This is a genomic window from Nocardia seriolae NBRC 15557, assembly GCF_007990715.1.
GTDB lineage: Bacteria > Actinomycetota > Actinomycetes > Mycobacteriales > Mycobacteriaceae > Nocardia > Nocardia seriolae.
Genome location: NZ_BJWY01000024.1, coordinates 59,812 through 68,362, shown reverse-complemented (window position 1 = coordinate 68,362; position 8,551 = coordinate 59,812). Strand labels below are relative to the sequence as shown.

Annotated in this window: 8 protein-coding genes; 6 read left to right on the top strand and 2 right to left on the bottom strand. The window is 70.5% G+C overall.

All coding sequences use genetic code 11. The annotated features are described in order from the left end of the window. Positions 1-179 precede the first annotated feature (179 nt). Complete coding sequence (locus NS2_RS10665; protein WP_033087266.1) at positions 180-1,295, top strand: hypothetical protein; 1,116 nt, start codon at positions 180-182, stop codon at positions 1,293-1,295. A gap of 57 nt (positions 1,296-1,352) precedes the next feature. On the opposite strand, the gene NS2_RS10660 is transcribed toward NS2_RS10665, so the two are convergent. Then, on the bottom strand, positions 1,353-2,483 hold the full coding sequence (locus NS2_RS10660; protein ID WP_033087265.1) for a glycosyltransferase: 1,131 nt from the start codon (positions 2,481-2,483) through the stop codon (positions 1,353-1,355). A gap of 303 nt (positions 2,484-2,786) precedes the next feature. Between NS2_RS10660 and NS2_RS10655 the strand changes: the two genes are divergently transcribed. Further along, positions 2,787-3,512, top strand: coding sequence for a FadR/GntR family transcriptional regulator (locus NS2_RS10655; protein ID WP_033087264.1), 726 nt, complete (start codon positions 2,787-2,789; stop codon positions 3,510-3,512). Here the strand turns inward: NS2_RS10655 and NS2_RS10650 are convergent. Next, on the bottom strand, positions 3,509-3,955 hold the full coding sequence (locus NS2_RS10650) for an SRPBCC family protein (RefSeq protein ID WP_033087263.1): 447 nt from the start codon (positions 3,953-3,955) through the stop codon (positions 3,509-3,511). The two genes, NS2_RS10655 and NS2_RS10650, sit on opposite strands and share 4 nt — an antisense overlap. Positions 3,956-4,094: 139 nt before the next feature. Between NS2_RS10650 and NS2_RS10645 the strand changes: the two genes are divergently transcribed. The 4 genes from NS2_RS10645 to NS2_RS10630 all read left to right on the top strand — a co-directional run bounded on the left by NS2_RS10645 (position 4,095) and on the right by NS2_RS10630 (position 8,444). Then, positions 4,095-4,910, top strand: coding sequence for an aldehyde dehydrogenase family protein (locus NS2_RS10645; RefSeq protein WP_158544051.1), 816 nt, complete (start codon positions 4,095-4,097; stop codon positions 4,908-4,910). Then, complete coding sequence (locus tag NS2_RS10640; protein ID WP_052086257.1) at positions 4,891-6,885, top strand: GMC family oxidoreductase N-terminal domain-containing protein; 1,995 nt, start codon at positions 4,891-4,893, stop codon at positions 6,883-6,885. The genes NS2_RS10645 and NS2_RS10640 overlap by 20 nt, the downstream gene beginning before the upstream one ends. A 108-nt stretch (positions 6,886-6,993) precedes the next feature. Continuing rightward, positions 6,994-7,215, top strand: a complete 222-nt coding sequence (locus NS2_RS10635; RefSeq protein WP_143161332.1) for a hypothetical protein — start codon at positions 6,994-6,996, stop codon at positions 7,213-7,215. A gap of 5 nt (positions 7,216-7,220) precedes the next feature. Further along, positions 7,221-8,444 carry a hypothetical protein gene (locus NS2_RS10630; RefSeq protein ID WP_052086256.1) on the top strand — a complete coding sequence of 408 codons (1,224 nt, stop codon included), beginning with the start codon at positions 7,221-7,223 and terminating at the stop codon, positions 8,442-8,444. Positions 8,445-8,551 lie beyond the last annotated feature (107 nt).

Below are 8,551 nucleotides of genomic sequence, written 5' to 3'. Positions count from 1 at the left end.
GCCTTCGATGCCGGTGACACTCTCAATCCGAGGCCTTCGGCCAAGGCGGCCACGAAGAACTCACCTCACTCGGATTGTGCAGGCGGGCTACGCCGAGGGTGAAATGAACGGGCGGGGTGGGTGTTTCGTGGCGAGAATTGAGCGGGCCGGTGTGGCCTCGAGCTTTGGAGGTTGCGGGAATGGACGAGGTGCTGCTCACGCCGCCGGATGCCGCGGAGGTGCGGTTCGTGGCGCGGGGTGTCGTCAGTGCGGCTGCGGGGCCCGCGGGGCTGACGACCTTGCAGGAGTTGCTGATTCCGGCGTTGTTCCTGTCGATGACCGGGCATCCGGTGGAGTTGGCCCAGGTGCGGCCGATCGGGGCGGCGGAGTTCGCGGCGGGGATGGCGCGGCGCAATACGATCTTCCGGGAGCGGGTGGTGCAGACCATGCTGCTGGCCGCGCTGGTGGTGCGGCCGCTGCCGGCGGAGGCGGGGGATCGGTTGCGGGAGTTCGCCGACGCGCTGGGCGTGGACGACGACATGATCGCGGCGGCGCCGCTCTATGCCGAGGGCGCGGTGGATCTGGCCTCGGTCGACTTCTCACGCAACGGCTATCTCGGCAATACGGATGCGCTGCGGCTGGACGCGCTGCACACCGAGGGCCTCGACAGTTCCTGGAGCACGGTCTGCGACGATCCGGCGCTCGCGGACCGCTGGGCCGAACTGTGGGAGCTGCCCGTGGGCACCCTGGGCCGCGGCGTCGCCGACTTCTACCGCGACCGCGGCTTCGTCACCCCCGGCCTGACCGGGTCCGCGCCGCCGCTGCTGGCCCAGCACGACTGGGTGCACGTGCTCGCCGGATACGGCACCACCCTCGAGAACGAGATCGAGGTCTTCGCCTTCATGGCCCGCGCCAATGACGACCCGCGCGCCTTCAGCCTGCTGGCCATGGTCATCTCCCTGTTCGAAACCGGCTACCTGCGCGCGGGCGCGGGCCTGTTCGAGGCCGACGCGGGCCACCTGCGCACACGCGGCATGGCCGAACGCCTCGGCGACGCCATGCGCCGCGGGGCGCTCACCCGGGGCAGCCACGACTTCCTCGACCTGGACTGGTTCACCCTCGCCGACCGCCCGATCACGGTGGTACGCAATGAAATCGGCCTGGCCCCCAAGGCCGACACCGCCATCGCCGCGGGCTCGGCGGGCCCGTGGCAGCCCGGCGGCATCACCCCGTACCAGCTGAATTCCGCCAAGACCGCCGCCGAGTCCGACGGCCGCCCCTACATCGCCTGGCAGCCGGACGCGTCACGCGATTGACCGAGGTCCCCGCCGGTCCACCGGGGTGGGCGGCCGGAGGGCTTCGACGGTCGGCGGTCAGGCCGAGCCCAACAGGTCGAGCATGCCGGAAACGGCTGCGGGCCAGGTGAATTGCTCGGCTCGATGGCGGGCGGCGCGGCGGCGTTCGGCGAGCGGGCGGGACAGGACATCGGTGACGGCTTCGGCGAAGGCGCGCGGGTGGTCGGCGGCGACGGCGCCCGCCTCGGCGGTGATGATGTCGGCCAGGGCCGAGGAGCGGCTGACGACCACCGGGGTGCCCGCGGCGAGGGCTTCGAGGGCGGCCAGGCCGAAGGTTTCGTGGGGGCCGGGAGCCAGGGAGACGTCGGCGGTGGCCAGGAGGGTCGCCAAAGCCGTTCTGTCGCTGATGAATCCGGCGAAGTGGACGGTTGGCTGGCCGTCGGACAGGGGTGGGATCGTGCGGGCCTGGCGTTCGAGGGCATCGCGGCGGGGGCCGTCACCGGCGACGACCAGGCGGGTGTCGAGGCCGCGGCGGCGCAGGGCGCCGACCGCGGCGATGGAGCGGTCGACGCGCTTTTCGACCGAGAGGCGGCCGCAGTGGACCAGCAGCGGGTAGTCGTCGGCGCCGAGGTCGGTGCGCAGGCGGTGGTCGTGGCGGTCGGGGCGGAACATGTCCAGGTCCACGCCCAGGGGGACCAGCTCGACGTTCTCGACGTCGATGCGCTGGAATTCGGCGCGGGCGAATTCGGTGGTGCAGACGACGATGTCGTAGTTCTGGGCGGTGCGGCGGTTGGCGGCGTCGGCGGCGCGGCGGGCCAGCGGGCCGGGCAGGATCTGGCCGAGCAGGCGGTCGAGGCGCTCATGGGAGATCATCACCCCGGCGATGTCGCGGCGGCGGGCCCAGCGGCCGAAACCGCGCAGCGTCAAGCGGTCCGACACCTCGAGCACATCCGGGCGCAGGCCAGCCAGCGTATCGGCGACGCGGCGGGGATCGGCGGCCCGGTAGCCCCCGGTCCAGGGAATCTCGGGCGCGGGCACGGTAATTCGCAGCACCCCACCCGGCAGCACCTCTTCCGCCCGCCGCAGCCCGGGCACGATCAGCACCACCTCGTGTCCGGCGGCCACATACCCCTCACCGAGATGGTGCAGCGCGGTACGCAACCCACCCGAGCGCGGACCGTAGAAATTAGCCAGCTGAACGATGCGCACGTGGCCGATCGTGCAGGGCAACGGGTTCCCACCGACCCCCCTGGCGCCAACACCACATGAACACCCGCATAAGACCCGGCGAACCCGGCATGGTCGGCAACCCGCACCCACCTTCCCGAACCCTCCACCCCGAACCCCGGACCCGACCCAACCTCCCCACGCCCAACCCGATCCCATGATCGGGGAGCTGTGAGCGTGAAAAATGCCCGAATATCCCGCGCTGACAGCTCCCTGATCATGGTCGGGCGACCGGGACTGGTCTGGCCGCTTGACCTGTTGACCAGGCGGCTCTAGCGTTCGGGGATGGCGTTCAAGCGGATCGATCGGCGGACGGTGCCGGATACCGTATTCGAGCAGCTCGTGGGGGAGGTGCTGGACGGGGAGTTGGCGCCGGGGGCCGCGTTGCCCGCCGAGCGGGCGCTGGCCGAGACATTGGGGGTGTCGCGGCCGACCGTGCGGGAAGCGTTGCAGCGGTTGGCGCATACGGGACTGGTCGAGGTACGGCAGGGCGGATCGACGACGGTCCGGGACTTCCGGCGACACGCGGGACTGGAGATGTTGCCGCGCTTGCTGATTCGCGGTGGCGAGCTGGATTACACGGTGGTGCGCTCGATCCTGGAGACGCGCCGGGTGCTGGGCCGCGAGGTGGCGGGGCTGGCCGCCGAGCGGGCGGCGGACGGCCTCGCCGCGAAGCTGGACGCGGCGGTGGAAGCGCTTGCGGCGGAACGAGATCCGGTCGCCCAGCAACTACTGGCCATCAACTTCTGGGATCACCTCGTGGACGCCGCCGATTCCATCGTCTACCGGCTGCTCTACAACGACCTGCGCGCGGTCTACGAACCCGCGGTGCAAGCCCTCGCCGGACTCATGGCCGGAGAGGTGGGCAGCACCGACCGCTATCGCGCACTGGCCGCCGCGGTCATCGACGGCGACGCCGCCGAGGCACGGACCACCGCAGACGCCCTCTTGGCGATCGCGGCGGGACAGTTCGAGGCGGTCACGGCCCAGCCGCGAAAGGCTCGCGGCTAGATCGACTCCGGCTTCGGGTCAGGCCGGGTCAGGCGTTCGGTCAGGATGCGGGCGCGGGCCAGTTGGACTTTACGGGCCTGGCCGGAGGCGAAGGTCATGAGGCCGAAGGGGGTGCGGAGGCGGAGTTCGTCGTCGACCTGGGTGCCTGCCGGGGTGGGAGTGAGGTCGAAGTGGTAGGCCATGTGGACGCCGCCGGGGCTGTTGACTTCGCCCCAGACGGCCTTGCCGGGGGTTCCCTGGAGGGAGACGCGGATGCGGTTGTCGTATTTCGGGGTCAGCAGGCGGAAGCGTTCGACCGCGATGTAGGAGTCCTCCTGGACGTCTTCCACGGCCACGACCAGCGGGGACAGGCCGATGTAGTTTTCGGGCCTGATCAGGTGCTCGTAGGCGGCTGCCGCGGAGGCGGGGACGGTAAAGGTGTTGCGGAGGATCTTCTCGGGCATTCCGGAAACTCTAGCGGCCGAGGCGGATTCGGCTCGGCGGGGAAATCGCCTCTTGCCTTCTGACGACAGCTCGCTATATTGGTCTGACCACTTGGCCACCTGGTCAAGATCGATTGGGTATTCGACAGGCGGTATGGGCATGACGCACCTTCTGCAATCGCAGTGCGAGACGTCCGGGGAGGTCACGGCGGTGTCGGCGGCCGCGCTGGTGGAGCGGGCACGGGCGGCGCAGGCAGGGTGGGGTGCGCTGCCGGTCGAGCAACGGGTGCGGGTGCTCGCGGAGCTGCCGGGCCGCCTGCATGAGCGGATGGATCGGATCGCGCAGGTGATCGTCGGCGAGAACGGGAAACCGCGCGCCGAGGCGTTGGCGCACGAGGTGGTTCCGGCGATCGCGTTGGCGCGCCATCACCTCGACACCGCCGTCGCCACGCTGGGGCCGAGCCGGATCGGCTCGGCGACCGCGCCCTACCGCAAGGCGGTGCGCACACATCGGCCCTACGGCGTGGTGGTGGCGATCGCCCCGTGGAATCTGCCGTTCCTGATTCCGTTCAGTCAGGTGCTGCCTGCGCTCATCGCGGGAAATGCCTTGGTGCTCAAGCCCTCCGAGCTGACGCCGCAGGTGGCGCAGGTGCTGGTCGAGACCGTGGCGGCGGTGCTGCCGGAGGGGTTGTTGCAGTTGGCAGTCGGGGACGGGACCCTGGGGTCGGAGCTGATCGAGGCGCGGCCGGACAAGGTGCTGTTCACCGGGTCGGTCGCCACCGGGCGCAAGGTGATGGCCGCCGCGTCGCGCTTCCCGATTCCGGTGGGCCTGGAACTCGGCGGTATCGACGCGGCGATCGTGCTGGACGACGCCGATCTGGAGTACACCACCTCGGCGGTGGCGTGGGGAGCCACTTTCAATGGCGGGCAAGCCTGTTGCTCGATCGAACGGTCGAATGCAGTTCTTCGCCAATGACTATCCGAGTTTTCTGCGGTCCTTCCAGCCGTGGGTGTCGCTGCGCGCGGACCTGCCCGACGGTTCCGGGCCGGAGCGGACCTTCACGCCGGGACAGCTCGAGACGCTGGCCGCGCTGGCGGAGGTGCTCATCGAGCCCGGCGGGGCGGTACCGGCGGTGGGTGGCGAGACTCTCGAACGCCTCGATGCCTATCTGGCGAACATAACCCCGCTCATGCGATCGGGTCTGCGTGCGGCGCTGCGTGGTCTGGATGCGGCGGCCCGGGCCCGCCACGGTCGGCGGGCTGCGGCGCTGCCGCCCGCGCAGCGCCGCGCGCTGATCGAGGACGCGCGCCGCGGCAAGGCGCTGCGCCACGCGGTCGAGGCGATCGAAACGCCGCTGCGGATCGCGCATTTCGGTGATCGCCGCTACCTGGACGCCGTCGGCGCGCCGCGCTACGACGAACCGGTCCTCGAGCAGAAGCCGGGTTGGCTGGTCAATGTCACCACTCCGGGCGAACTCTCGCGGCACGAGGTGATCGACTGCGACGTGGTGGTGGTCGGCACCGGGGCGGGCGGGGCGGCGGTCGCGGCCCGGCTGACCGAGCGGGGCCTGGGCGTGGTGATGGTCGAGGAGGGCGGCTACGCGGGCCGGGCGGAATTCCGTGGCGATCTGGGGGAGCGCACCCAGAAGTATTGGCGCGACGGCGGATACAACCTCGCGGTCGGCAATTCGGTGCTCGGGGTCAGTACCGGGCGGCTGGTGGGCGGCACCACCGCCATCAACTCCGGCACCGCTTTCCGCACTCCCGACGCGGTGTTGCGGGAGTGGCAGGAGCTGGGGTTCCCCGGCGACTTCACCCCGCAGGCGTTCGCACCGTATCTGGAGGAGGTCGCGGCCGAATTGGGCATCACCACCGCAGATCCCCGCTATCTGGGCCGGGTCGCCGGCATCATCGGTGCGGGCGCGGATGCCATGGGCGCGGCGCACGGGCCGCTGCCGCGCAATGCGGTCGGCTGTGACGGGCAGGGCCAGTGCGTGTACGGCTGCCCGACCGAGGCCAAGCGCAGCAGCAATGTCAGCTGGGTCCCGCGGGCGTTGAAGGGCGGCGCGCAGCTGTACACACGGCTGACCGTCACCCGAATCCTGTTGTCCGGCGGCCGCGCCACCGGTGTGCTGGCCGAGGGTCAGGACGAGCACGGCGCACCGCGCACCGCCGAGATCCGCGCCCGCGCGGTGGTGGTCGCGGCGGGTGCGCTGATGACGCCGCTGCTGTTGCGCCGCAATGGCATCACCCTGCCCGCGCTCGGGCGCAATCTGTCGGTGCATCCGTCCCTGGGCGCGATCGCCATGATGCCCACGCCCGGCGCGCCGTGGACCGGCATCCCGCAGGGCTATCAGGTCGAGGGTCTCGGCGATGATCTGGTCACCTTCGAAGGCGTCGCCATCCCACCGCAATTCGCGGCCGGGGTGCTGCCCTTCCACGGCGCGCGGCTCACCGAATGGATGAACGACTGGACCCGCACCGAGCAGTTCGGGGCGATGGTCCGCGACACCGGGACCGGCAGCGTGCATCACGGTCCGGGCGGTCGCACCCTGATCCGCTATCACCTGACCCCGCGCATGCAGGCCGCCCTCCAGCACGCCTGCGCCGGACTGGCGGAGCTGTTCCTGCGCGGCGGCGCCGAGGCGGTGGCGCTGCCGATCGCGGGCACCCCGCCCGTGCGCACCCTCGATCAGGCCCGCACGGTGGCCTCGATCCGGTTGCATCCGCGCGGTTTCCGGCTGATGGGCCCGCACCCGCTGGGCACCGCCCGCATGGGCCGCGACGCGCGGGACGCGGTGGTCGACTTCGGCCACCGGGTGTTCGGCACGACCGGGCTCTATGTCGCCGACGGTTCGGTCGTGCCGACCTCGCTGGGTGTCAATCCGCAGGTCACCATCATGGCCTTCGCGCTGCGCGCCGCCGATCTGATTGCAGCCGACCTCAATTGAGGGAATCGACCCCCTCGCCGGGCTGGCGCACCTCCAACGATCTTGGTAGAGATTGATATACGCACAAAAGGGGTGATCCGGATCATTCCGGAGAATGGGGACGAATCAGTGGGTGCCAGAGCCGAACTGGAACGGGAGCTGGGCGGGCCGCTGGCCGCCCTCGAGCTGTTGACCGAGGCCGAGACCGCCGACCTGCTCGGCATCTTCCGACAGGCCCAGCGCACCGAGAACGCCGCCATGGTGGAGGCGGTCGACAAGACCGTCGGCGCGCTGCCGTGGCCGTTGCGCACGGCCGCCAAGAAGATCATGTTCGGCAACAAGCTCGGGTAGGGGCGATGAGCGATCTGGTGACCCGGGCGCAGATCACCCTGCTGTCCCGGACCTTGCACGTACCCGAGGAGCGCCTGGCGCACCTCGAGAAGCTGGGCGCGGCCAACCTGCACGAACTGCAGGAGCGGCTGGCCAAAGTCATGTTCGCCGAGCACAATGCGATCTTCTCGCGGCTGTCGCTGCTGGTGCCGATCATTCCGCTGTCCATCTCGCTGCCGCTGGTGCAGAAGATGGTGCCGCCGGTGATGGCCGGGCGGGCGGCGGGCGCGATCGGGGTGGATCATCCCAAGAAGGCCGCCGAGGCGGTCGGCATGCTCGAACCGGGGTACGCCGCCGCGGCCGCGCCCTACATGGATCCGCACAGTGTCGGGCAGCTGGCCGACATCGCGCCGCCCAAACCCGTCATGAAGATCATCAACGAGTTGCTGCGGCGCGGGGACTACATCACCGCGGGGCCGTTCCTGGCGTATGCGACACCGGAATTGGTGCGCGCGGTCGAGGAGGATGTGCACGACGACGAGGGGCTGATCCGCTCGGCGTCCTACTCCTATTCCGGGGAGAACATCTCCATCATCATCCGGCATCTGCTCGCCGGGACGGGCCGGCGGATTCCGCGGCTGGTGCGCACGATCGTGGACGGCTCCAAGGAGCTGCGGCTGGCCGCGCTGTCGGTGTTCGCGCGCTGCGACGCCGATGTGATCGTCGCGATCGGCGACATCCTCTTCGACACCGGCTCGCCCGACGAGATCGCCGATCTGGTGGGGGCTTTCATCGCCGATGACGCGGTGCCCGAGACGCTGCGCTTCGTCGGGCAGTTGAGCCCGTCGGCGCTGGATCTGCTGGCGGCCAATCCGATCACGGCCGAGGCCACCACCGTCGAGGCGATCACGAACGCGGTCGACGGCAGTGCCGACGCCGCGCAGTGGCGGGGGCTGCTGGAGCTGGCCGAGCGCACCGAGGCCGGGGTCGCACGCCGGATCGGCGGGGCCATCTCGCATTTCGACACTGTGACGCTGACCCAGTTGCTGGGCCTGGCGAGCACGGCGCACCTGTGGCCGCCGCTGCTGAAGGTGCTCGCGACCGCCGAACCGGACGCGCAGTCGCGCATCGGGGAATCGTGGTCGGCGCTGCCGGTGCTCGAGCGCGGCGAGATCGAGCAGCACATCGGCGATCTCGGCTTGAACGAGGCGTTGACGGCATTGACCGCAACCTTGCAGCTGACGCAATAGCCGGGCGGCGGGCGCGATTCGCGCAGTTGATGCAGCGAGATCGCGCCGGTGGCCCGGATCGGCCGCCTTCGGCCCCCGCCGTTTTCACGGCGGGGGCCGAAGCGGCT

What these genes read in the sequence shown, in the direction of transcription:
- NS2_RS10645 (WP_158544051.1), top strand. Translation starts at nt 4,095, where the DNA reads ATGACGCACCTTCTGCAATCGCAGTGCGAGACGTCCGGGGAGGTCACG.
- NS2_RS10655 (WP_033087264.1), top strand. Translation starts at nt 2,787, where the DNA reads ATGGCGTTCAAGCGGATCGATCGGCGGACGGTGCCGGATACCGTATTC.
- NS2_RS10640 (WP_052086257.1), top strand. Translation starts at nt 4,891, where the DNA reads ATGCAGTTCTTCGCCAATGACTATCCGAGTTTTCTGCGGTCCTTCCAG.
- NS2_RS10650 (WP_033087263.1), bottom strand. Translation starts at nt 3,955, where the DNA reads ATGCCCGAGAAGATCCTCCGCAACACCTTTACCGTCCCCGCCTCCGCG.
- NS2_RS10665 (WP_033087266.1), top strand. Translation starts at nt 180, where the DNA reads ATGGACGAGGTGCTGCTCACGCCGCCGGATGCCGCGGAGGTGCGGTTC.
- NS2_RS10630 (WP_052086256.1), top strand. Translation starts at nt 7,221, where the DNA reads ATGAGCGATCTGGTGACCCGGGCGCAGATCACCCTGCTGTCCCGGACC.